Raw genomic sequence first — 24,047 nt, 5'->3', positions numbered from 1 at the left:
AGTATAAGAATTTACATTTATCAACCATCAGATCGGCGAAGATGCGCGTACCATGTAAAAATCAGTAACTAGAGGAGTGCAGAATATGCCTCAAGTTCTCTTCAAAGTTGATTTGACCAAACCGATGTCCGAACAGGAATTAGTCGGTCACAATCGCTGGCATCCAGATATTCCAGCAGTAGTTTCCGTCAATCCCGGCGATGTATTTCGCATCGAGTGCAAAGACTGGACAGACGGACAAATTAAAAATGACGACAATCCCGACGACATTCGCGATGTAGACTTAACAGTAGTTCACGTTTTGAGCGGGCCAATTTACGTTAACGGCGCGCAGCCCGGGGATATTTTAGTAGTCGATATCCTCGATATCGGGGCTTTGCAAGGGGACGAATGGGGTTTTACGGGAATTTTTGCTAAAGAAAACGGCGGCGGTTTCTTGACCGAACATTTTCCGACTGCTGCTAAAGCAATTTGGGATTTTCAGGGAATTTATACCGCTTCCCGACACATACCAAAAGTCAGGTTTGCTGGGATTACTCATCCGGGTTTAATCGGCTGCGCTCCTTCTCAGGAATTGTTGAATAAATGGAACAAACGGGAAGCGGAATTAGTAGCCACAAATCCCGATAGAGTGCCGCCTTTAGCAGCACTGCCGAACCCCAAAAATGCTGTTTTGGGGTCGCTGCAAGGGGCAGAATTCGAGCGAGTGGCGGCAGAAGCGGCGCGCACTGTTCCTCCCCGCGAACACGGCGGCAATTGCGATATTAAAAACCTGTCGCGGGGTTCGAGGATTTATTTCCCGGTTTATGTCGAAGGCGCGAAACTTTCGATGGGAGATATTCACTTTTCTCAAGGAGACGGGGAAATTTCATTCTGCGGGGCAATTGAAATGTCGGGTTACATCGACCTCCACGTTGATATTATCAAAGGTGGCATGGATAAATACGCGATGGTCAACCCGATTTTCAAACCCGGGCCGGTGGAACCCCGCTATTCTGAGTACCTCGTTTTTGAAGGGATTTCTGTTGATGAATTTACGGGTCAGCAGTATTATATGGATGCCCACGTTGCTTATCGCCGAGCTTGTTTGAATGCGATCGAATATTTGAAAAAGTTTGGTTTTACCGGAGAACAAGCGTATTTACTGTTAAGCTGTGCTCCGGTTGAGGGTCGCATCAGCGGCATTGTGGATATTCCTAATGCTTGCTGCACGATTGCTTTACCGACAGAAATTTTCCAGATGGATATTCTGCCGTCTTAATTACAGTCCTGGACGCACGTCGAGGTCAGAAACCGGGTTTCTTCGTAAATCTCTAGTTATCAACCAACGATTTTGCAGAGAAACCCGGTTTCTTTGCCTAAGTCCTGTTAGTATCAGCAATCAAAAATTGATATGCCTCTCTACGATTTTAAGTGTGAAACTTGCGGCACTTTTGATAAGTGGCGCCCTCTTGCAGAAGCAGATACACCGGTGCTTTGTCCGAGTTGCGAAACTGTTGCTAAACGCATCTTTTCGCCGCCGATGATTCTAACTGGAAAGCTGCGGTTGAAAGGTCAAGAAAATCGGGAACCGGAGGTAGTTAAGCGTTCTGAGGAACCTAAACCGCAGCGGAATCGCGAACACCGAGGGGGACGGCCTTGGATGATCGGTCACTGATGTAGTTTGATATTCCGACAGTCCGATAGTCCGGCAGGGAATGAATTCCCTGCCTCAAAGCGAAAGTCCTCGCTATGAGGACTGTAAAGTTAGTATTTGCTTGCTGTGCGTAAGTCCTGTATTTCAGTCGGTTTCAACCGACTTTTGCTATTAGACAGGGACTTCAGTCCCTGGCGGGCATGGCGGGCATGGCGGGCATGGCGGGCCAAGGAAGTATGAATCAATTCTACTCTCTTTAAAAAAGGCTAGGGAGTATCGAAATTTTAAGCGATCGCTGCGTAACTTCTAACCAGATTATACTAATTAATATGCGTTTTAAATTATCCTCCCATGCCAGCCACCCCTGAAAGCCTCCAAAAATTCGTCACCTACTGCCAACAACACATTACAGGCGATGAAAAAGGACAAGCACAGGTATTTTTAGACCGCTTCTTTCGGGCTTTCGGCCACGAGGGGGCATTAGAAGCCGGCGCAACCTATGAGGAACGCATAGAAAAAAGCAGCAAAAAAGGTCAACTCGGATTTGCTGATTTGGTGTGGAAAAAGCACGTTTTGATTGAAATGAAAAAGCGCGGTGAAGATTTGACTAAAAGAGAACACCGCACCCAAACAGAACGCTATTATATTCGCCTCAAAAAAGACGATCGCCCGCGCTACGTGATGATGTGCAATTTTGACGAGTTTCACATTTACGATTTCGACCTTCAGCCGGATCAGCCTGTAGACATTATATCCCTAAAGCAATTGCCCGCGCGATCGCCCGCTTTTGCCTTCATGGAATCTACCAGCCGCCGCCCCATATTCAAAAACAACCAAGTCGAGATTACCGAAAAAGCTGCTAGCAGAATGGGGATGCTGCTGGAAATGTTAATCGATCGCGGCCAAGAGCGCAAATTTGCTAAATTTAATCAGTTTCAGGCCCAGCGATTTGTGTTGCAGTGCGTCTTAGCAATGTTTGCCGAAGATAGAGGACTTTTGCCGCCGGCATTCTTTACTCGCTGCGTCAAAGATTGCCTAGAAGGAGCAAGTTCTTACGATGTCTTGGGCGGCTTATTTCAAGCAATGAATCAGCAGGGAGTCACGCCCGCAGGACGTTATGAAGGAGTCGAGTATTTCAACGGCGGATTATTTTCGGAAATACACCCCATTGAACTGCAACAGGGAGAGTTGAAAATATTAGAAGTTTGTGCCGAACAAAATTGGAGTCAGGTACGCCCTTCTATTTTTGGCAATATCTTTGAATCCGCTTTGAAAACAGATAAAAAACAGCGCCGCGCTTACGGGATTCACTTTACTACTGAGGGAGACATTCGTCGCATTGTTTTGCCCACAATTAGCTATTACTGGGAAGAGCGAATTAACGCTGCAAATACCGTAGCCAAACTGCAAAATCTGCACCAAGAATTAGGTCGCTATCGCGTCCTAGATCCGGCTTGTGGTTCGGGTAATTTTCTGTATGTAGCTTATCAGGAACTCAAGCAAGTTGAAAAGTTACTTTTAGATAAGCTAAACGAGTTCGACGGTACAAGAGGTTATATGAATTTAGTCACGCCGCTGCAATTTTACGGCATGGATATTAACTCGTTTGCGGTGGAGTTGGCGCGAGTGACGTTGATGATTGGCCGCAAGGTGGCGATCGACAATTTGGGATTGAAAGAACCTTCTCTGCCTTTGGATACTTTGGATAAAAATATTGTCTGTGCTGATGCTTTATTTACTGATTGGGTAAAGGCTGACGCGATTATCGGGAATCCTCCGTTTTTAGGCGGAAAGCACATGAGAATTGCCCTGGGAGATGAATATATTGACCGCGTGTTTAAACGCTTTCCTGATGTGAAAGATTCGGTTGATTTTTGTGCTTATTGGTTTCGCATTGCTCACAATAATTTAGAACTAAATGGCAGGGCTGGTTTAGTTGCTACTAATTCAATTAGTCAAGGTAAAAGTCGTGCTGCTGCTTTAGATTATGTCGCGCAAAATGGCGGTTACATTTATGCAGCCGTTTCTACTCAGCCTTGGTCTGGGGAAGCTAAGGTTCATGTTAGTTTGATTAACTGGAGCAAGGAAAAGCCGAAAGTTTACTATTTAGATAATCTCGCGGTTTCAAGTATTAACTCTTCGCTACAAGCTACGATTGATGTTTCTCAAGCTGCCCGGTTGTCAGCGAACTCAAACAAATGCTTTCAAGGTGTAATTCCAGTGGGAATGGGGTTTATTGTTACTCAACAGCAGGTTAATGATTGGATTAAAGCTGATGCGAAAAATCAAGAGGTTCTTAAACTTTTTTCAATGGGGGCAAATCTCGCAAAAAATCCTAATTGTACGCCGGAACGCTGGATTATTGATTTTAATGATATGAGTATTGAAGAAGCTAGCAATTACGAACTACCACTAGAGCATATTAGGATTCATGTTAAACCTGAACGCGAGCAAAACCGCGAAGCTATTCTGCGAGAAAAGTGGTGGAGATTTAAGCGTACTAATCAAGGAATGAGAAAGGCGATCGCCCCCTTATCTGACTACTTCACTGTACCGAGAGTCTCAAAGTGGGCTGTCTTCATTCCCGCCCCCGTTAGTTGGCTGCCGGGAGACAAATCAGTAGTTGTTGCCTCAGAAGACTTTTATATTCTCGGCATTCTCTCATCTAACATTCACCGAATTTGGATGCACGCTCAAAAATCAACTCTCAAAGGAGATATCGCATACACCCACAATACCTGCTTTGAAACTTTCCCATTTCCCCAGACACCGACTCGTAAATCAGTAGAGCAAATTCGGGCAACGGCGGTCGAATTGCATCAATACCGCACTCAACAAATGTCCGCAAAGCAGTGGGGAATTACTCAAGTTTACAATAAGTTTTTTGAAGAACCCACAAGTCAACTTTATAAACTTCATGAAGCGCTCGATCGCGAATGTAATGCAGCTTATGGATTTACTGACAGCGACGATATTTTAGCAAAAGTGCTGGAATTCAACCTAGAACTGGCAGAAAAAGAAAAACGGGGAGAGCCGGTAGTTGGGGCTTGTGTTCCAACTGACTACAAATACTAATCGCTCTTATCATAACTTTTGTAAATTTGCGTATAATCACATAGATTGTTGATATAGATCACAAACACTCTAGTCGAAAAAGAGAGATACTAGGGGAAGCCTTGAGTCTTGAGTTGTGATTTTTGAGTTAAAAATTTAAAATTTAAAAATTAAACACTCAAAACAGCTTTCTGCTTTCAGCATAAGTGCCTTCTGCATTTATTCGCTCAATTACTCCTGATTGTTTTGGGAGGAGCTTTCAATGTTATTATTTACCCACACTCAGCCCCAAGATAGCAAAGTAGAGCAAGAACACTCTGCTAAAAAAACCTTGTTACACCATTCAAACATTAATATAAGTTGGCTAAAAGGACGATTCAACTATTTGCGGATCGGTCAAAAAATCAGCTATGGCTATGCTTTAGCTATCGGCATAGCGATTTTGGGAACTGGTGCGGGACTGAGATTGGGAGACTACTTTCACCAGCAAGCTTTAGTTCAGGTAAATGTTGCTGGGCAGCAGCAGCAACTGCTGCAAAATTTGCAAAATACCGTATTTGAAGCCCGATCGCACGCGGCGAGATTGCCAGTCGTTTTGGGAAACGCCGTGTGGCTGCAATACGAACACGATCGCTTTGTCGGGCAAATCAATCAGGCCAAAATCCTGATTTCAGAACTTGAATCTTTCGCACGAGAACATCCCAAGAGACTAGCAACAGAAGAGGCAGCATTGCACGCTATATTGAAGAAATCTGCCCTCGTCATTGATTACTACGGTCAGCTAATTAAATTGCAGTTAAAAGAAGCGGAAGTTTGGAATTTGCCCCCCAACAGCATCGAGTCCGCACAGCTACAAATGTTGAGGACTAGCAGCGGCCAAGAGGCGATCGTACTAGATAACCTCGCTCAACGTTTAACTGAGCTAATTTCTCAAGTAGAAATTCACAAACAGGAAGGAACCCAAGCATTAGAAGAATCTGAAAATTTGCGAAACCGAATTATTCTCGGAAGTATGCTAATTTCAGCACTCATCGCCGCGGCGCTAGCGGACAAAACCAGCCGCGCGATCGCCCAACCCCTCGAAACAGTCACTAATGTCGCTCAGCAAGTTGCTCGCGAATCGAATTTTAACCTGCAAGTACCAGTCACAACCGACGACGAAATAGGAGTTTTAGCTGTCTCTTTCAATCAATTGATTCAGCGAGTTAGTGAGTATACAAAAGAACTCAAAGAAACTCAATCCCAATTAATTCAAACCGAAAAAATGTCGTCTCTCGGTCAAATGGTGGCAGGGATAGCCCACGAAATTAACAATCCTGTCAACTTCATCGGGGGCAACATTGACTATGCCAACCAATACATCGAAGATTTGGCAGGTTTGGTAACTCTCTATCAAGAATACTATCCCAACCCACCAGATGCCATTCTAGAGCGCATCGAAGACATTGAACTCGAATTTCTCAGAGAAGATTTGCCAAAAACCCTCTCTTCGATGAAAATGGGAGCCGATCGCATTCGCGAAATTGTCGTATCCATGCGGAATTTTTCGCGATCGGACGACGGAAAAATGAAATCAGCCGACATTCACGAAGGAATTGATAGCACCCTCGTAATTCTCAATCATCGGATCAAACAAGGTATTCAAGTTATTAAACAATACGGCAATTTGCCTGCGGTTGAGTGCTATCCCGCGCAACTGAATCAAGTATTTATGAATATTATTAGCAATGCAATAGATGCGCTGGAGGAGGTGAAAAAGGAAGACAAAGGCTATTCGCCAACGATTTGGGTGAGCACGGAAATTACAGCCGACAATACTGTCACCGTCAAGATTCGGGATAACGGGCCGGGAATTGCAGCAGCCTGTGTCCAACAGATTTTTGACCCATTTTTTACTACAAAGTCGATCGGCAAAGGTACTGGATTAGGATTGGCTATTTCCTATCAAATCCTTGCCAAGCATCAAGGCAAAATAGAGGTGAATTCTCAAATAGGACAAGGTACGGAATTTGTGATTACTTTGCCAGTTGCTGTGTAATATTCGCGGGGCGACTTCGTTTTTGTTTGGACGTGCAAAAATTAGACAATCAAAGTCCTCTTGAGGCGTGCTGGTGATACGGGATTGTACACCATCAGAGATCCGTTGAGGCGATCGCTCCCTTCAAAGCGGTTGCAGGATAGCCAGACGCTTAAGCGCGATCGCACCCTCGATCCAATCTCCGAAAGCCTGCCCATCACCTACGTTATCGATCGCAATACAATTTTTCTAAGTTTTGGCATCTCCGGGGCCGAAACTCTCAACGCCGATCGCGTTTACATTAGTGTCAACGCTTTAGATTATTCCGGCTATCGGCACTGTCGCCCCCATTATATTCAAGCCATGCAAGAAGTATTTCGGATCGGGGCATAATAGGAGAGAGAAGGCGATGCACTCTCTATCTTAATACCTCTGATTGAGCTAAAAAAGACAGCAATCATTAAATTAGGCAATAATGGGGGAGTGCCTTGCAAAAAAACTTGGTTTTGTTACGGCGGCGGTAAAGTTGCTGACGGCGTTGGCAATTCCTGTGAGGAATGAGAATTAAATAACTTCCACTCTTGAAAGTGGGATGGGCGTCCCGCCCGTCCACTCATGATGGGCGGGACGCCCATCCCACAATAACAATTAAAATTGTAAGTTATTTAATTAGCGCTCCTGAGTTAAAGCTGGCAGCGTTTCATGAGTTAAGTTTACAAGATCCGCAGCCTGATACTCGCAACCATAAAACCCCTCGATAAAAATTTTCTTAATAATTTTGCCACAACACTTGACTGAAGCTTAACCAACGGATAATCTATTTTAATGAAAGTTTCTTCCAAATAGCTTATAATAGTTATGCAATTTTCAACTGCCACTCAAACTCCTAAAAATTATGAAGCGGCGGCATTTTGTTGGGTTATCCCTATTGTTTGTAGCAAGCTGTTCTACAACAGTAAATCAATCTAATCGCACTTCTTCCAGTTTGGCCGTAAGTGAACCTGAAACCCTTGAATTTGCTGTGACTGATGTTCATGGTGCAGAAGATTTGCAGCAAAATTATCAAACCTTTCGCAGTGTTCTTGGGGAAGTTTTGGAGAAAAAAATTGAATTGTTCCCTGTCGATAACTATATAGAAGCAGCAGTAGCTCTCCAGTCTGGTCAGCTAAAACTAGCTCTAACAGGGCCATCTGAATATGTGATTATGCGGGCCCGGACAAATGCTGTTCCCATCATTGCCATCACCCGCCCCGACTATCACTCAATTATTCTTGTTCGTGCCAATAGCGAAATTAAGTCCGCAGCACAATTGAAAGGTAAAACAATAGCTATGTGGGAAATAGGTGCAACTGGTGGTCATCTAAGCCCGATTAAAATTCTCCTGGATGCTGGCTTAAATCCCCAATCCGACTTCAAAATCTCAATGTTGGGAATCAAGGGTTTGCAGGCTCTCAAAAAAGACCAAGTTGATGCCTTAGCAATTGGTGTGAATAGATACAAAGATTTACTCAAAACAGACAGTTTATCAACCAAGGATTTTCGGATTATTGCCACAGGGCAACCCTTACCTAATGATTTGTTTGTTGCTAGTAGTAATCTGCCTAATACTCTTGTTGAAGAAATTCGCGATCGCCTGGTCGAAAATCAAGATAAGCTAATTGAAGCAATTTTAGTTGGGAAAGATAATGATAAGTATCAAGGAGCTAAACTGGTCCCAGCAAACGACAGTGATTATAACATGATTCGTGAAGTTTATAAAGCTATTGGTCAGGGGAATGTTTTGTAAGGTTAAGTTTTATCTAATGCCGACTTTGTAGTAGGGCGTTAGCCCTTAATCCATAAACTATAGAGAAGATTTGGTACTAGGAATCAGAAAGTTTATTTACGTGCATTTACTAATTGATAAAGTTGTTAAAATTTAGCTCAGGTTGCCAGTATGCAAAAGTTTGAACAGGGAGAGAATAGGGCTGTGAGGTTCAAAAACCTTATCCTAAATAGAGGTAAAAATAATGTCCCTGTCAGTGAAGGATCTCGCGAAATTAAAAATTATCTCAAAAAAACTCCCTTCATTGCAATTAACCGTTTCATTTCTCGTTTGAGCATTGCCCAAAAAATTAATTATGGCTACTCCCTAGCAATTGGAATAGCCGTACTAGGAACCACAGGGGGAATGATCTGTGGAGACTATTACCAAAAGCAAGCTTTCAAAGCTTTAACCTTCGCCGACGATCAACAAGATTTGCTCAGGGATTTAGAATATTCCGTGCAGGTAGTCCAGTCACATCCCAAACGACTAATATCTATCTTGGGAGATTCAATCTGGTTTGAATATGAAACTGCTAAGTTCTCGAAAGATGTTAAGGCAGTTAAAAAAAATATTGCAGAAATAGACACTTTTAGTGAAGAATACTCGGAAGAATTAGCAGTAAATTATGCTGAATTAAAGGAATTATTAGACGGTTACACAACTGCGACAGATTCGTATTCTAAATTGCTCAAATCTTTTTGGCAAGAAATAGCTCCCTCCTCACTAAAACTAGAGGACGTTAAACAGGCGCAGCAGCAAGTATTGGATTTAATCAGAGGGGATAGAGCTGTTAAGCTCGATGTTAAGTTTGAGCGACTGTCAGAGAGTTTAAGCTTGATGACAGAAGTAGCTAAGGCACAGCAGAGACAAGCTTCTGTTAATTTTAAGAGAGCTGAGAAATTGCGAGTGCAAATCATCGTAGTGAGTATGTTAGTTTCAGTTGTGATCGCTACTTTTCTAGCCATTTGTACCAGTCGCGCGATCGCCATCCCTATCCAAGCTGTAACCAGCGTGGCTAAAACTATTACTCAACAAGCAAACTTTGATTTGCAAGCGCCTGTCACCACAGAAGATGAAGTGGGAACCTTAGCAAAATCCATCAATCAATTAGTTCAATGGGTAGCAGAATACACCCATGAATTAGAGCTGGCTCGCCAAACTTTGGAAGAGCGAGTAGAAGAAAGAACAGAAGAGCTTACAGCAGCGCTTCACCAACTAAAACACACCCAAACCCAGTTAATCCAAACCGAAAAAATGTCGAGTTTAGGGCAGATGGTGGCAGGGGTAGCCCATGAAATCAACAACCCTATTAACTTTATTCACGGCAACCTAGAATATGCCAACGAGTATATTATAAACTTGCTGCATTTACTTCGTCTATATCAGCAGGAATACCCGCAACCCACAGAGGCGATCGCACAAGAAATCGCAGAAATAGAACTAGAATTTATCACAGAAGATTTACTAAAACTGCTTGAATCTATGAAAATAGGTTCAGAACGCATCCGGCAAATAGTTTTGTCTTTGCGAAATTTCTCTCGCTTAGATGAATCTCAAATGAAATTAGTTGATATTCATGAAGGCATTGACAATACACTGTTGATTTTGAACAGTCGGCTCAAGCAGGGAATTGAAGTTGTCAAAAACTATGGAGAATTGCCAGAAATAGAGTGTTACCCAGCCCAGCTCAATCAAGTCTTTATGAATATTATAGCAAATGCGATAGATGCACTAGAAGAGTCATCCCATGACGCTAAAAAAGAGAAAATTCCTCAGATTTTAATTCAGACGCAAAAGTTGGACAGTAGCCAAATTATGGTGCGAATTTGCGATAACGGCCCTGGCATTCCATCCGCAATCCAAAACAAGCTATTTGACCCATTTTTTACAACTAAAGAACCAGGAAAAGGCACTGGTATCGGACTCGCAATTTGCTACCAAATTGTGGAAAAACATCGGGGAAAAATAGAGGTAATTTCATCTTTGGGAGGGGGAGCAGAGTTTGCGATCGCACTCCCCGCCTCATCTCAAACTTGAAGCTAGATATTGTCTATTTTGAGGACATTAATGTGTTAACGACGGCACATAATTTGTTATTCGACTATTTAAACTCAGCTCCGACAGCCGCCCAATTTCCCAAACCAGCCGATTTGCTCAACCAGTTGAAAGCCCGACGCAAAAAGTCGGGGCGAACTGGGCAGATATAGAGGCGCTTTTGGACTTAGTAAAAAACCATTAGCGCGAAAATTGAGCGGAAAACAGAACTCTTGGTGACAAGAAATCTGAAACCGTTGAATCACTAACGATTGAAATGGATGGGGGCGGAGGGACTTGAACCCACACGACCGTTTCGGGTCAACGGATTTTAAGTCCGTAGCGTCTACCATTCCGCCACGCCCCCCTTTGGTCAAGCTGCTGTGGTTTTGAGCGATTAACAGCAACAGCCTTTTATTCTACAGGCAAAACCCCGATTTACGCAACCCCTAATCAAAAAATTCCCAAAAGTCGCGCTGGATCTCCGCAAGCGGTACAATAGTTAACCAGCTAACGGAGCGTGTCAACTGACTTACCGGTGTTATTATTCCCCTAAAGCAAATCTATGTATATTACCTTACTGCTTTACGCCGTCTTGGCAGGAGCCTACCTCCTGGTAGTACCCGCGGCCACCTACGCTTACCTGAACAGCCGCTGGTACGTCGCTACCTCTTTTGAGCGGGGCTTCATGTACTTCTTGATGTTCTTCTTCTTCCCAGGTATGTTTCTCCTAGCTCCATTTTTGAATTTTCGGCCCAAACGGCGACAGATAGAAGCCTAAATGCGACGTATTGACGTAATTGGAATCAGTGTCGGCTTTTTTGTAGCAGGTGGGTTTGTCTACTTGCTACTGCAATTTGCCGGACTCGACAGTATGAATGCCGGGATTTGGAGTCAGTTGTTTTTGGTTGCTGGCTTGATTGGCTGGCTGGTGACTTATTTATTTCGAGCACTGACTCAAAATATGACCTACAGCCAGCAATTGCAAGACTACAAAGAAGCTGTCTTGCAGAAGCAACTGGATGCACTCACTCCTGAAGAATTAGCCAAACTTCAAGCCGAAATTGAGCAGGAAAAAGATAGTTAGTCAGTGGTTAGTTGTCAATTGTCAGTGGTTAGTTGTTAGTTGTCAGTGGTTAGTTGTTATATCATGTCCGGTCGAGCGATCGCGATTTTTGTAGGGGCGGGTTCACAAACAATACCGCCCATAATTGACAATCTCAAAAACCCGCCCCGACCGGGCTATTATGGTTAATCGCTCGGACATGATATTAGTTGTTATTAGCTAATACCAACTGCCAACAACCAACTGCCAACTGCCAACAACCAACTGCCAACAACCAACTGCCAACAACCAACTGCCAACAACCAATGACTGATGACTAATAACTAATGACTATTTCTAATTGTTTTGAAAAGTTACGCAAGAACCACCAATGTGCATTGATTCCTTTTATTACTGCTGGCGACCCAGACTTGGAGACAACGGCTAAAGCACTGCAAATTTTGGATGACAATGGTGCAGATGCGATCGAGCTTGGCGTTCCCTATTCTGACCCGCTAGCTGACGGGCCGGTGATTCAAGCCGCTGCTACAAGGGCTCTACAGCGGGGAACGCGGTTAGATTCGGTGCTGGAAATGGTAGCGAAAGTTAGTCCGAATTTGCGATCGCCCATCATTCTCTTCACATACTACAACCCGATTTTGTACCGAGGTATAGAAACCTTCTTGCAGCAAATCAAAAGTGCTGGAGTTCAGGGATTGGTTGTACCAGACTTGCCCTTAGAAGAAGCAGACAGTCTCATCCAACCTGCCAACAAATTAGGGATTGAACTAACATTATTAGTTGCGCCGACAAGTCCCAAAAGTCGTATAGAAGCGATCGCTCGTCAGTCTCAAGGATTTATTTACTTAGTCAGCGTGACGGGGGTGACGGGAGTACGCGAAGGCTTAGAAACGAGAGCAAAAGAGTTGCTGCAAGAACTTCGCGCCGTCACCGACAAACCCATCGGCGTCGGGTTTGGTATCTCGCAACCCGAACACGCTCGCCAAGTGAAAGAATGGGGTGCAGATGCTGCGATTGTTGGTAGTGCTTTTGTCAAACGGTTGGCAGAAGGTACTCCAGAACAGGGCTTAGAGGCGATCGGCGAATTCTGCAAAAGTCTAAAAACAGCGATTCAAAATCCTTAGTAACTGTACAATACTTTCAGCCATTAGACAGATGTGTGCGATCGGGATGTGCCATCACAATTGCGATTAAAGACCTTGTTGTACTTGAGATAATACACCACATTCCTTCTAGTTCCTGACTAGAAGGTTTTTTTTGAGCCGAACACGCACAACATTTCAACATAGTGGAGGCATGGAGAACCAAACAGCTATGTATGCAAACGACTTTGCCTTCTCCGGTGGGCTGTGCTGCGACTTTTAATAATGGGTAAAAGATTGAGGATTATTCATTCCTTCTTCCTGATTGGTGATTTCTCTCCGCTCGCCAAGCTGAAGAGCCTTCTTCCTTCTTATTTCTTCCTTCTTCCTTCTTCCTTCTTCCTTCTTCCTCCTACTATAACTTGAGGAATGTAACTTGGGATAGATGAAAAGCTACGGTTTCTATTCGTATACTTAAAAAAGTGTTTAAGTGCCTAATTTGGTAAGGCTAGCCATCTACAAAACCACCAGGCATTTGAGCATCTCACAATAGAAAGGAGCATTTTTGTCAGGAACTCAGGGCTAAGTGCCACTGAGCTTGTAAGAAATTGCAAGCTGTTCTGACCAGACCCCCGCATGGCGGAGACGTTATTTAGGTCACGACACCGGTGAATGCGACGCCAGTTTTCCGCTCTGTCATCTGCAATTAAACAGTTTTAAAGTCACTGAAACAGTGTTGCAGGTCTAACAAGCCTTTATAACCAGGTCGAGGCGAACATTACCCCGCAAGGGAGAAAGGAGACAACCATATCTCCATCGGAGGGGCAACCATACCTCTCCAACCCCGAAAGGCGATTCAAAGCGGTTGAAACCGCCGCGTCGTTTCCTTCTCAGGGCTCAAGCCACGCTTGTTTCCCACTTACCGAGCATTTTTATGAAGACACTAACTGCATTTCTGAAAAAAATTCGAGCTGTACAAATTTTAACAGTTTTTCTGGCTGGCATTTTAGTATTTGTGAGTACGGCCTGCAGCAGCGCCCCTGATATTATGGCAGGAAAAACTGATGTGATGACAGGAAAAGGAAAAACTGCCGACCAAATTAGAGAAGAAGTGCCGAGCGGCGCTGTAACGTCCGAATTCAAAGGCGGCATGAACGATTACAGCGATGTCGATCCTAGAAACAAAAAGATGACAACAACAGAAGCAAAAGCTCAGCTTCTCAAAGATCAAGCGCAGCGCCGCATTGACACGAAATCTAGCAACAATGTAGGTGAAAATGTGCGGCGGGTAGCGGATGATGCGCCTGAAAAACTCGACCAAATTGGCGAAAAGATCAAGGAGGATGCTCGCACCGCCCAGCAGAAAGCTGATGACTTTGGCGACAAAACCAAACAAGGCTTTGCTAATCTTAAAGAAAACACTCGCGAAGGCTTGAAGGGAGCAAAAGATATTGTTAAAGAAGCCACCGAGGGAGCAAAAGAAAGAGTATCAGAGGGTACTGAGTCTCTGAGATATAATACCGCCGGCGGCCAAGAAAATATCAATGATGCAGCACGAGATGCAAGATAGAAGGCTCAAGATGCCTCAGACGATATTTGCTCGAAAGTGAATCGAGATATTGACTGAACTCAACGATAGGCCCAAAGAGCGACAGACTACTAATCTCAAATAACGCTGTTTCCTTTTCTGGAAGCTACATTCCGACAGGGGTTTTAACCTCTGTCGGAATGTAGGTAAAGTCAATCAATTTTAGATTTTAGATTTTAGATTTTAGATTTTAGCATTGACTTGCGCGAGATAAATTCGGGGCCTGTATCCTGGATGCTTTCGGTAAATCGATTTTAGATTAAAGATTAAAGAATTGAAGCATTGACTTGCGCGAGATAAATTCGGGGGACTGGAATGCCACTGCTCTCACGACGGATTCTTTATAATATATATAGATTGTATTTGGACTTTTTAAGGTAATAACTTTTCGATCGGCTTTGCGGAAATTTGGGCGATCGAGCTATATTAAATTCAATTAATTAAGGTGTGTATTTTTCAATACATGACAAGGCAGTGTTTATACGGAATTTTGCGTTTATTTAATCGCCTTTGAGATTAAGAGCAGAAACTTATACGTAAGTAAACAGCTTTAATCGCGATCGCTCAAGTATAAAACATTATTTTTTAATAGATAATTTGATTTTTTGATCTACAGCTCGAAAATTATGGTGTTTATGCCCTAAGATAGATAGACCAAGTTTTGTCAAGTTAATGTCTGGGTTGAGGTCAGCCAATATGGACACAATAATAAATGGAGTATATTTGACTAGGGTAATACCGGGGTATCGCTCGATCGCGCAATCGCGCAATCGTACACAGATTCTCGATCGGCTATCGATCGATTCATGGGGGAGAAAGACCGACAACCCGCCGCTAAAATTCTCAAACCTACGCTATTGTGGCGGAGGATTTCCGAGAGGCGGTGCTGCCCAAATCTCCAAAAGTTGCATTAGCGACCGTTAATTGCATCGGTAGAAATAGTCCTAAACAGAAGAAAAATTTTCGACAGACTGAAATGCAGATCGGTTATTTACAAATACATTAAACCTTCCAATCTTTCAATTAATCTTGACTGTTACCTGCTATATAGAGGTGTATAAAATTTAGCAAAAAGAGGCCACGGATTCAGGATATATTAGAGCAGTAATCCGCAGCCAATCGACAGGGGAAATGGAGGTAAACCTTATCTTGGGAATTGTGTTTTGATGCTAGTAACGATGATGCACGACTTTTATGATGCGCTGGCAGATTTGGCAATCTATGCAGAGGCCCCACCGGCGGAGCGCCAACAAATCCTTGATCGCGTTGGGGCTAGTCAGAAAAAACTCAAAGAATTCGCGCACCATACGCCGATCAATTACCAACACAAGTTCGATCTGGTTGAGGCAGAATTGCTGGGCGTTTTGGGACAGACAGCAGAAGCAATGGAATTGTACGATCGAGCTATTACCGGAGCTAAAGCTAACGAATATGTCAATGAAGAAGCTCTTGCCTGCGAACTCGCTGCTAAATTTTACCTGTCATTAGGAAGGGAAAAAATTGCCAGAATCTACATGATAGATGCCTATGATTGCTATGTCCGCTGGGGAGACAGAGCAAAAATTGATGACTTAGAAAAACGTTATCCTCAATTATTAAAACCGATTTTAGAACAGGCAAAACTCCCTGCAAATTCATTAGCAAATTTTCCAACACCTGCTGGGCAAAATCAATCGCTTCATCCATCCATTCATCCATCCATTCATCCATCCATTCATCCGTCTGTTTCGGCGAGTGTCTCAGATTTCGGGAATTTTTCAACACTGCTCAAAGCTTGTCAAGCGCTCTCTAGTGAAAGAGAACTCGATCGACTGATTGCCAAACTCATGCAACTGGCGATGAAAAATACAGGAGCTGACAAAGGAGCGCTGATTTTACCAAACGGCAATCAATGGGAAATCGCGGCTACCAGCACGCTCGACAATTCGGGAGTCGAGTGGGCGATCGACTTATCATCCGCAAAACTCGATGACAACAGCGATATCTTGCCCCTCAAAATTGTTGACTGCGTTAAAAATTTATTGAAACCTGTGATTGTTCGGGATCTCACTCAACAACGTGATTGGGATTCCGACTCCTACATCCTCAAATATCAACCGCAGAGCCTGCTGTGTTGGCCGATTCTCGATCGAGGCAGCTTAGTCGGCATTTTGTATCTGGAAAATCGCTTAACCGCAAAAGTTTTTACCCGCGATCGACTGCAACTTCTCAATCTCCTGTCTTCCCAGGCAGCCATCTGTTTGCAAAATGCTCTGCTCTATAAAAAATATCAGGATTATAACCAACAATTAGAGCGATCGCTAGTAAAAATTAGCCGAACCGAAGCTCAGCTTGCGGAGCAGAAACAAATGCTGCAAGCAATTCTTGATGTCGCTCCGATTTGGATTTGGATGGTTAATCCTAGAGGTAAAGTACAGTTTTTCAACAAGACATTTTGTGAAGATGTGGGCGTGCCCCTGAGCGAGTTTTTAGCTGTCGATCATTACAAAGATATACTCGGAGAGAATGCAGCGAACTGTCTGGTTTCAGATGCGGCCTGCCTTGCCCAAGATTCGCCGCATTACTCCAGCGAAACTCTCAGACTTGTTGACGGCAAACTGCACTATTTAGAAGTCACCAAAGTGCAGTTAAAAAATTCCCAGGGCGAGACAATCGGGATTATCGGTTTGGGCGTGGATGCCACCGAGCGCAAGCGAGCCGCAGAACTTTTGCAAGAGCAAAATCAACAGCTCGAACAAACTTTAAAAAATTTACAGCAAGCACAACTGCAAATCGTCCAAAGCGAGAAAATGTCAGCTTTGGGCAATTTAGTCGCCGGAGTCGCCCACGAAATCAACAATCCGATTGGGTTTATTTCTGGCAATTTAAGCGAAGGTAAAAGGAGTTTGGAAGATGTAATCGAACACTTAGAATTGTATCGCTCCGCTGCCTCGCCATCGGAAATTGCCGACCACGCCGAAGAGATAGACATCGATTATCTTTTGGAAGATTTACCAAAGATGATTGATTCAATGCAACTCGGATGCGAACGCATTTGCAGCATCAGCAACAGTTTGCGTACCTTCTCGCGAGGCGACAAAGACTACAAAGTTCCTTTTAATATTCACGAAGGCATTGATAGCGCTATTTTAATTTTGAAACACCGCCTCAAAGCAAACGAACACCGCCCGCAGATCGAAGTTATCACTAAATACGGCAATCTCCCTAAAATAGAATGTTTTCCCGGTCAATTAAATCAAGTTTTCATGAACATCCTTGCCAATGCGATCGATGCCTTAGAAGAGTCAAATATAGGACGCACTTTTAGCGAAATTACCGCCAATCCCAACCGCATCACGATATGCACTGATATAGTTGGCGAAGGGTACATTAAAATTAAAATAGCTGATAACGGCACCGGAATCAAAGAGGAAATTAAACAGCAGATATTCGACCATTTGTTCACGACGAAAGGTGTCGGAAAAGGAACTGGATTGGGGTTGGCAATTGTCCACCAGATTGCGGTAGAGAAACATGGCGGAAGCATCGAGGTGAATGGCGAGCCGGGAGTTGGCACTGAGTTTGCGATCGTTTTGCCTGTGAAGGGAGAAAATTGAATTAAAATTTAATGTTTTTTGGGCGATCGGGTAATAACATATACTGACTTTAATTCGGGTCTTTTCTTGAAAGCCTTAGCATAACTCTTTTAAAGTTGTATTTTAGACACCCTATAAGTGAGCGCGTCACCCATTTTGAGTTGGGAGATGTCTATTATACAAAAAAAATTAATCACCAAGGCTTCGCCCTACAAAAATTTATCTTAAATTTAACCAATCTTGAATTTCTTGCGCTAACCAAGCCGCCTCAACCTCTTTCAAATTTTTTGCTACAACATAAAAGTAAGTTCCCATATCGTTACCGGCACGAATCTTGATTTGATTTCCCGAAAGAGAGTTATTGTGAATGAAAGCACCCAAGATTTCTGATATTTCTCCTGTTTCTTGTAAGTATTTACACCCCAATACCTGATGTGTTATTTTAAAAAATTTGCGATTAAATTTAACTTGCTTTATCTCAAAAATAACCTTAACTAAGAAACCTATTATAAGTACCGAAATTACTACCCCTATGCTCAATTCTCCTGTTAAAAAGGGGATAATTGTCGGGATGAATATCATTAGCATTACTGTTCCTAGATAAGCAGAGAATAAAGGCTTTCTGACTAAGACAGCCGGAATTTTAATGTGTAACTCCGTCGCTGATTTGCTAACTTGAATGAGACTGTGAGGCGGTTTAGCAATTTTCCGAACAGTCGCAATTTGAAGATTAGCTCCTTGTATGTTGCCCGATTTCAAAGCGGCTAAAGCCTCTCTAGCCAGGGGGAAACGCTTTTCTAACCCGATTTCCGTCATCTTCTCAATCCAGCTTACCAAAGTAGGATTGACACTCACGCGATCGCTAAACTGAATCCGAGAATCTTTCTGTGGCAAATCCGCAGGAGTCGCCCCCGTTAACAAATGAATTAAAGTAGCTCCCAAAGCATACAAATCCGAAGCCGCCACCGCCCGCCCCCAAAACTGTTCTAAGGGTGCATAGCCACTCGTTCCTACCACTGTAAACGTTACACCTGTCACCGCCGCTTGAGCTTGTACCGCACCAAAATCTACTAGATAAACCTGCTGATCTTCCCCCAAAATTAAATTACTCGGCTTAATATCTCGGTGCAAAACCGGGGGACTTAATTCATGCAAATAAATTAAAATTTCCAGAACTTCAGTGGCAATTTTTCGTACTTGTTTTTCGGAAAAATGCTGACCATTTTCTAACAATTCCTGAAGCGAAAACCCCGGAATATAATCTTGCACTAACCCAAACCAAGGCAATCCCGATCCGGCTTCCCTCTCCAGGGAAAAATAATCTCGATAGCAAGGAATGCGGGGATGATTTAGCGCCTGCAAAACTTGTGCTTCTCTTTCAAAGAGCTTGAGTTCTTCCCACTGCATTTCCGGGCTAAAAGCTAACATTTTTAGTGTCACCTGTTCTTGAAACTCTAAATCTACTGCTCGCCAAGTTTGATGACCGGTCGCTGTGCGCCCTAAACGCTGTTGCAATTGATAACGTTCTTGTAAAATTTTTCCTGGATTTAACACAGCATTGCACTATTTTTTTTAATTATATGAAATTTCCTTAACTATTAAATTAACTATTTTCCCGAGAGCGTTAAATTGCTAGTACAAGTAATTATCCGTGCATTTCTCCATTCGGCATAATTGTACCGCGCCACTGAGCCCCCGCTAAATTAGCAGTGCTCAAATCTGCCCTAATCAAAGTTGTGCGGTGCAAAATTGCCTCCCGCAAATCTGTTCTAGCCAGGTAAGCATCAGTCAAATCAGCTTCACTCAAATTTGCCTGATTCAAATTAGCTCGACTTAAATCAGCCCTCACTAAATTAGCTCGACTCAAGTCAGCCATAACTAAATTAGCATTGCTCAACTTAACATCAGGAAGAAATGCACCCCGCAAGTTAGCGCCAGCAAATTCAGCATCAATTAACACAGCTCTTTCCAACTTAGCATTTGTCATTACAGCCCAGGAAAAATTTGTTTCTACCAAAGTTGCTTCAGTCAAATATATGCCATCTAAAATAGCTTCGCTCAAATTCGCCTGAGTCAGATTTGCTTCCCCCAGAGATGCTTCTGTCAAATTCGCGTGACTGAGATTAGCTTTAGTCAAATCGGCACCTTGCAAATTGACGCCCCGCAAATCGGCACCTTGCAAATTTGCACCCCGCAAATTTGCACCCTCAAAAATCCGCACCTCCTTCCGCAAATTTGCACCCCGCAAGCACGCCCCGCGCAAATCTGCACCTTGCAAATTCACACCTCGCATATCTGCATCGCTCAAATTTGCATCAATAAAAACTGCCAAAGAGATATTGGCTCTGCGAAAGTCTGCACCTTGCAAAGTCGCTCCGTGGAAGTCTGCATCGGACAAATTTGCTCCGCTCAAGTTTGCTTGATTTAAGTTAGCACCGCACAGCTTTGCATTAGTTAAATTGGCGCGCTGAAGGTTAATTCTGCTCAGGTACGACATCGCTAAGTTTGCACCCCAGAGGTCAGCATTACTTAAATTGACGCCAATTAAATCGGCACCGCTCAGGTATACCCCTCTGAGATTCATACCTTGAAAATCTAGTTCTCCTGATGTATATCGCCTTAAAATTTCGCTGGCATTCATATTTGTTTTTGTTGTTAATTAGGTACAATCTGCTATTTCTAGAATTGTTAAAATTCTTCTGTTCGCGCAGGCGGAATTAGTTTGTCTAGCCCCTGACTTAAGTCGGGATATTTAATGATTTTGATTGACAAATTCTTGAGTCCAAGAAACTGTTTTGCTGCCTAACTGTCGCCCGTGAATTTTCACATGAGTAAGATATTTTGATTTTAAAGTACACAGTTTTTTGTGAATGTATGTAGCTGTACTCTGTTGGTTTGGTACTTCAGCAGACTCCAGAATCACATGGAGCCAACCGTCTTTAAATCCTACTGTAGCAGCAATTCCTTTAGGCTGTAGCAATTGATTAATCAATTGGGCGATCGCCTTTGGTTTGCCTTGTTTTGCCATTTCCAGAAGCTGATACTGATTTGCTTTAGGGCTAGAGTTTTCCGGCGGGATTTCGGAAATATTGTCTGCCATATTTTCTGGGATTTTAGAAAGATTTTTTCCGCTTTCTTTTGACTCCAATTCAATCAAAATTTCCAGCAATTTATCGGTAAACTTCTGAACTTTGCCTACATACTCTCTGAGATTTTTATATTTCCAGTACAAACGATCCTCTGCACTTCCGGTTGAAAACTTTCCATTTAAGGCTGATTCTAACTGGGTGAATATATTTTCTATTTGCGCTGTGGCGGAGTTAGCACTTTGACTGACTAATTCTGTCATTTCTTCTTCCAATCCCAACTTGCGTTTGATGGAATCGCTAATATTTATAATAACAGGAGCAGCAGGTTCTAAAATTTCGATAATAGTCGGCATTTCTGCAACTGGGAATGTTTCTACCATTTCCTGTCTGAACTCAGTAGGATAATTATTGCTGGTTTCTGGTTCTTGAAACGGTAGATTTTCTGCCGTGTCCGGCACTAAGTAACTCTTTTGAGGGTCATAATGATAGTGAGGTGGAGCAGCTTGAAGGATGTGGGTAATCTCGCCTGGATCAAAATAATCGCTGCCTTTGTCCACCAGCTCGATCTCTTGATAAACACTGTTGTTTAAATGTGTCTGATCGTAATCTTCACTAGCCGAAGATTCGGCTTCATGGGGTTCTTCCTGTTGCATTTTTGCGTAACAAGGATTCATCGCTTTGATGATTACGCTCGCTGCTTGGTCGTTTTCATCTCTGTTGTCGAGATTGCTAGCAGTTCTGTACAACTGAGATTCCAGTTCGGCTAGGGTGGTACAGACATTAAACAGTTGTCGCAGTAGATTGTCAAGTTCTTGAGTTTTCAGAAGTAGCCAGTCGCGATCGCTAAAAGTAAACTGGTGATAAAGAGTAGAAAAAATGAGGATTTTCGCCCTCAGCGGATTTGTTTGCTGCAAAATTTTTTGTCGCACATCAAATAAAGTGCCGGGGTTTCTTGCCCTTTCTTCGCTGCTGGGTACTTCCGAACTAAAGTGTTCTTCAAATGCGGGAGATTCCTGACCGCCAAAACTAGATATGTTTACTTCTAATTTGGTGAAGTCTTCAAATTCATACAGCCTGCTAAGTTGACAGACTATGAGGTCGGCTACTAAAGCATACTCGGTTTTTTTATTAACCTTAGAGACTATACTATTTAAAACTGCTTCAATATCTTCTAACCGGCTGTATTTGGCGCACAGTTCTTCGATTAAAATCCTTACATCGGCGCTGGCGAGTTGGGCAGGGTCGTTTTCCCAGAACTCTTTACAAGCAAAAAATATTATTTTTTTAATGCGCGAGAGATTCACGTCTTGTTCTAATTCGCGAACAACTTCATCTAAAATAGATAAAGCTTTCATAGTTTTCCTCCCATAAAAATACCCTGTCAGTCGATTTGAGATTTGAGATTTTAGATTTGAGATTTACTTGCAGCGCCGTGAATCTGGGAACCAGAACTTGAGTCTAAAATTTTAGTATCTCCACTCAGGAGCGTAGGTGGCACGGTACCCGTTTTTGGGCGGGTCAACACTTAGCAAGAAATAATACAATTATACCACATTTGATAAATGCAAGACTTTGATGCGATCGTAATTGGGAGCGGTATTGGGGGCTTAGTCGCAGGCTCGATGCTAGCTCGCTACGGGAAGCAGGTGCTCGTCTGCGAGAGCCACATCATAGCGGGCGGGGCAGCTCACAGCTTTTCGCGCCGGGGATTTCACTTTGATTCGGGGCCTTCTTTTTATTGCGGTTTGACTGACTCCCGCTCGTTCAATCCTTTGCGGCAAGTTTTTGATGTTTTGGAGGAATCGATCGCTGCAATTTCTTACGATCCGCTGGGGCATTACCATTTTCCAGAGGGAAGTTTACCGATTTATGCTGATGCGAGAAGTTACTTAGATGCTGTAGCTAAATTCGCACCGCAAGGTGCTGTAGAATTACAGCAATTTCAACAAAATTTATTAGTTTTGTATGAAGCTTTGCGTGGAATTCCGGCTTTAGCGCTGAGATCCGACTGGCAGTTGATACCTGTTTTGCTGTCTCGGTACTCGCCTGCTTTGCTGAAGCTGTTGCCGCTAGTAGGTGCGATCGCGGGTTCAGCAGGTTCCTTGATGGATCGGGACGTGCGTGACCCTTGGGTGCGGCGTTTGATCGATTTGGAGTGCTTTTTGCTGTCTGGTTTGAAAGCGCACGGAACTGTCGCGCCGGAAATAGCTTTTATGATTGGCGAACGATCGCGCTGTGCGATCGAATATCCTGTAGGTGGCAGCGGTGCGATCGTCGATGCTTTAGTCAGAGGCTTGCAGCGCTGGGGAGGAAAATTGCGCCTGGGAGCTCCCGTCGAGCAAATATTAGTTGAATCCGGCAAAACCACTGGCGTTCGCTTGAAAAATGGCGAAATTATCCGCGCCCCAATTGTCATTTCCAATGCCACAATCTGGGATACTTATACAAAATTACTGCGGCCTGAAGATTTGCCGAAAAGCTACCGAAAAAACGCTTTGTCGATGCCAGCAGTAGACAGTTTCATGCACCTGCATTTAGGAATTAAAGCCGAAGGACTCGAAGGTTTGACCGGCCACCACGTCGTCGTTCACGACAGCAAGATTGACATTACAGTACCCGGAAATACTTGCATGATTTCGATTCCTACAGTGTGGGATGAAACTCTGGCGCCGCCCGGACATCACGCCATTCACGCTTATACATTGGAACCTTACGAAGGTTGGGAATATGGCGAATTGTATCAGCAGAAAAAGCAAGAGCGATCGCAATCTCTGTTTCAAGCTTTAGAAAAAATTATACCGGATTTGCGATCGCGGATAGTCTTAGAGTCGATCGGCACACCGCTAACCCACGCCCGATTTTTGCATCGATATCAAGGAACTTACGGGCCTGCAATTGCCGCCGGAAAAGGCACATTTCCCGGGCCGCAAACACCAGTCAAAGGCTTGTATCGCGTGGGAGACAGCACCATGCCGGGAATTGGCGTGCCCGCTGTCGCAGCATCGGGTATTTTGTGCGCGAATACTTTGGTAAATTCCGATGTGACAGCACAATTTTTTTGACACTCCCCGACCTGAAGGCGCGGGGATTCTTGGATCA

15 protein-coding genes, 1 tRNA gene and 1 pseudogene are annotated in these 24,047 nt (G+C 43.6%); 13 read left to right on the top strand and 4 right to left on the bottom strand.

The window, feature by feature from the left end; translation table 11 throughout:
• Positions 1 to 85: 85 nt before the first annotated feature.
• The 7 genes and pseudogenes from fmdA (at position 86) to QUB51_RS16185 (ending at position 10,551) form a co-directional block, all read left to right on the top strand.
• Complete coding sequence (gene fmdA / locus QUB51_RS16215; protein ID WP_333211431.1) at positions 86 to 1,261, top strand: formamidase; 1,176 nt, start codon at positions 86 to 88, stop codon at positions 1,259 to 1,261.
• Positions 1,262 to 1,393: 132 nt separating this feature from the next.
• Positions 1,394 to 1,657, top strand: a complete 264-nt coding sequence (locus QUB51_RS16210; RefSeq protein WP_333211433.1) for a zinc ribbon domain-containing protein — start codon at positions 1,394 to 1,396, stop codon at positions 1,655 to 1,657.
• Positions 1,658 to 1,987: 330 nt separating this feature from the next.
• Positions 1,988 to 4,711 carry a DNA methyltransferase gene (locus QUB51_RS16205; RefSeq protein WP_333262315.1) on the top strand — a complete coding sequence of 908 codons (2,724 nt, stop codon included), beginning with the start codon at positions 1,988 to 1,990 and terminating at the stop codon, positions 4,709 to 4,711.
• 241 nt (positions 4,712 to 4,952) lie between these two features.
• Complete coding sequence (locus QUB51_RS16200) at positions 4,953 to 6,728, top strand: ATP-binding protein (RefSeq protein ID WP_333211437.1); 1,776 nt, start codon at positions 4,953 to 4,955, stop codon at positions 6,726 to 6,728.
• A 60-nt stretch (positions 6,729 to 6,788) separates the two neighbouring features.
• A pseudogene (locus QUB51_RS16195) lies at positions 6,789 to 7,268 on the top strand (7-cyano-7-deazaguanine synthase).
• 334 nt (positions 7,269 to 7,602) lie between these two features.
• Entirely contained in the window at positions 7,603 to 8,493 is an 891-nt protein-coding gene (gene phnD / locus QUB51_RS16190; RefSeq protein ID WP_333056345.1) for a phosphate/phosphite/phosphonate ABC transporter substrate-binding protein, read from the top strand.
• Between the two features lie 150 nt (positions 8,494 to 8,643).
• Positions 8,644 to 10,551, top strand: a complete 1,908-nt coding sequence (locus QUB51_RS16185; RefSeq protein ID WP_333262318.1) for an ATP-binding protein — start codon at positions 8,644 to 8,646, stop codon at positions 10,549 to 10,551.
• A 279-nt stretch (positions 10,552 to 10,830) separates the two neighbouring features.
• Here the strand turns inward: QUB51_RS16185 and QUB51_RS16180 are convergent.
• Positions 10,831 to 10,915: transfer RNA gene (locus QUB51_RS16180), tRNA-Leu, on the bottom strand.
• A gap of 198 nt (positions 10,916 to 11,113) precedes the next feature.
• Here QUB51_RS16180 and ndhL point away from each other — a divergent pair.
• The 5 genes from ndhL (at position 11,114) to QUB51_RS16155 (ending at position 17,880) form a co-directional block, all read left to right on the top strand.
• Positions 11,114 to 11,329, top strand: a complete 216-nt coding sequence (ndhL, locus tag QUB51_RS16175; protein ID WP_193972727.1) for an NAD(P)H-quinone oxidoreductase subunit L — start codon at positions 11,114 to 11,116, stop codon at positions 11,327 to 11,329.
• Positions 11,330 to 11,635 carry a DUF3007 family protein gene (locus tag QUB51_RS16170; protein ID WP_333056347.1) on the top strand — a complete coding sequence of 102 codons (306 nt, stop codon included), beginning with the start codon at positions 11,330 to 11,332 and terminating at the stop codon, positions 11,633 to 11,635. It abuts the gene before it with no gap.
• 305 nt (positions 11,636 to 11,940) lie between these two features.
• A complete protein-coding gene (gene trpA, locus QUB51_RS16165) occupies positions 11,941 to 12,738 on the top strand; it encodes a tryptophan synthase subunit alpha (RefSeq protein ID WP_333233507.1) in 798 nt (265 codons plus the stop codon).
• A gap of 892 nt (positions 12,739 to 13,630) precedes the next feature.
• On the top strand, positions 13,631 to 14,266 hold the full coding sequence (locus QUB51_RS16160; RefSeq protein ID WP_333056350.1) for a DUF6658 family protein: 636 nt from the start codon (positions 13,631 to 13,633) through the stop codon (positions 14,264 to 14,266).
• Between the two features lie 1,184 nt (positions 14,267 to 15,450).
• A complete protein-coding gene (locus tag QUB51_RS16155) occupies positions 15,451 to 17,880 on the top strand; it encodes an ATP-binding protein (protein WP_333262348.1) in 2,430 nt (809 codons plus the stop codon).
• Between the two features lie 198 nt (positions 17,881 to 18,078).
• Here the strand turns inward: QUB51_RS16155 and QUB51_RS16150 are convergent, their stop codons facing one another.
• From QUB51_RS16150 to QUB51_RS16140, 3 genes are all read right to left on the bottom strand, one after another.
• Positions 18,079 to 19,413 carry a serine/threonine-protein kinase gene (locus QUB51_RS16150; protein WP_333211270.1) on the bottom strand — a complete coding sequence of 445 codons (1,335 nt, stop codon included), beginning with the start codon at positions 19,411 to 19,413 and terminating at the stop codon, positions 18,079 to 18,081.
• 91 nt (positions 19,414 to 19,504) lie between these two features.
• A complete protein-coding gene (locus QUB51_RS16145; protein WP_333056353.1) occupies positions 19,505 to 20,500 on the bottom strand; it encodes a pentapeptide repeat-containing protein in 996 nt (331 codons plus the stop codon).
• A 111-nt stretch (positions 20,501 to 20,611) separates the two neighbouring features.
• On the bottom strand, positions 20,612 to 22,303 hold the full coding sequence (locus tag QUB51_RS16140) for a hypothetical protein (RefSeq protein ID WP_333211272.1): 1,692 nt from the start codon (positions 22,301 to 22,303) through the stop codon (positions 20,612 to 20,614).
• 207 nt (positions 22,304 to 22,510) lie between these two features.
• Here QUB51_RS16140 and QUB51_RS16135 point away from each other — a divergent pair, with 207 nt between their 5' ends.
• Positions 22,511 to 24,010: an NAD(P)/FAD-dependent oxidoreductase gene (locus tag QUB51_RS16135; RefSeq protein ID WP_333056358.1), complete on the top strand. Its 1,500-nt coding sequence runs from the start codon at positions 22,511 to 22,513 to the stop codon at positions 24,008 to 24,010.
• The last annotated feature ends 37 nt before the right edge of the window (positions 24,011 to 24,047 follow it).

Source organism: Microcoleus sp. AT8-A3 (genome assembly GCF_036705675.1).
GTDB lineage: Bacteria > Cyanobacteriota > Cyanobacteriia > Cyanobacteriales > Microcoleaceae > Microcoleus.
This window is presented reverse-complemented; position numbering and strand designations above follow the sequence as displayed.

What these genes read in the sequence shown, in the direction of transcription:
- fmdA (WP_333211431.1), top strand. Translation starts at nt 86, where the DNA reads ATGCCTCAAGTTCTCTTCAAAGTTGATTTGACCAAACCGATGTCCGAA.
- QUB51_RS16210 (WP_333211433.1), top strand. Translation starts at nt 1,394, where the DNA reads ATGCCTCTCTACGATTTTAAGTGTGAAACTTGCGGCACTTTTGATAAG.
- QUB51_RS16205 (WP_333262315.1), top strand. Translation starts at nt 1,988, where the DNA reads ATGCCAGCCACCCCTGAAAGCCTCCAAAAATTCGTCACCTACTGCCAA.
- QUB51_RS16200 (WP_333211437.1), top strand. Translation starts at nt 4,953, where the DNA reads ATGTTATTATTTACCCACACTCAGCCCCAAGATAGCAAAGTAGAGCAA.
- phnD (WP_333056345.1), top strand. Translation starts at nt 7,603, where the DNA reads ATGAAGCGGCGGCATTTTGTTGGGTTATCCCTATTGTTTGTAGCAAGC.
- QUB51_RS16185 (WP_333262318.1), top strand. Translation starts at nt 8,644, where the DNA reads ATGCAAAAGTTTGAACAGGGAGAGAATAGGGCTGTGAGGTTCAAAAAC.
- ndhL (WP_193972727.1), top strand. Translation starts at nt 11,114, where the DNA reads ATGTATATTACCTTACTGCTTTACGCCGTCTTGGCAGGAGCCTACCTC.
- QUB51_RS16170 (WP_333056347.1), top strand. Translation starts at nt 11,330, where the DNA reads ATGCGACGTATTGACGTAATTGGAATCAGTGTCGGCTTTTTTGTAGCA.
- trpA (WP_333233507.1), top strand. Translation starts at nt 11,941, where the DNA reads ATGACTATTTCTAATTGTTTTGAAAAGTTACGCAAGAACCACCAATGT.
- QUB51_RS16160 (WP_333056350.1), top strand. Translation starts at nt 13,631, where the DNA reads ATGAAGACACTAACTGCATTTCTGAAAAAAATTCGAGCTGTACAAATT.
- QUB51_RS16155 (WP_333262348.1), top strand. Translation starts at nt 15,451, where the DNA reads ATGCTAGTAACGATGATGCACGACTTTTATGATGCGCTGGCAGATTTG.
- QUB51_RS16145 (WP_333056353.1), bottom strand. Translation starts at nt 20,500, where the DNA reads ATGAATGCCAGCGAAATTTTAAGGCGATATACATCAGGAGAACTAGAT.
- QUB51_RS16140 (WP_333211272.1), bottom strand. Translation starts at nt 22,303, where the DNA reads ATGAAAGCTTTATCTATTTTAGATGAAGTTGTTCGCGAATTAGAACAA.
- QUB51_RS16135 (WP_333056358.1), top strand. Translation starts at nt 22,511, where the DNA reads ATGCAAGACTTTGATGCGATCGTAATTGGGAGCGGTATTGGGGGCTTA.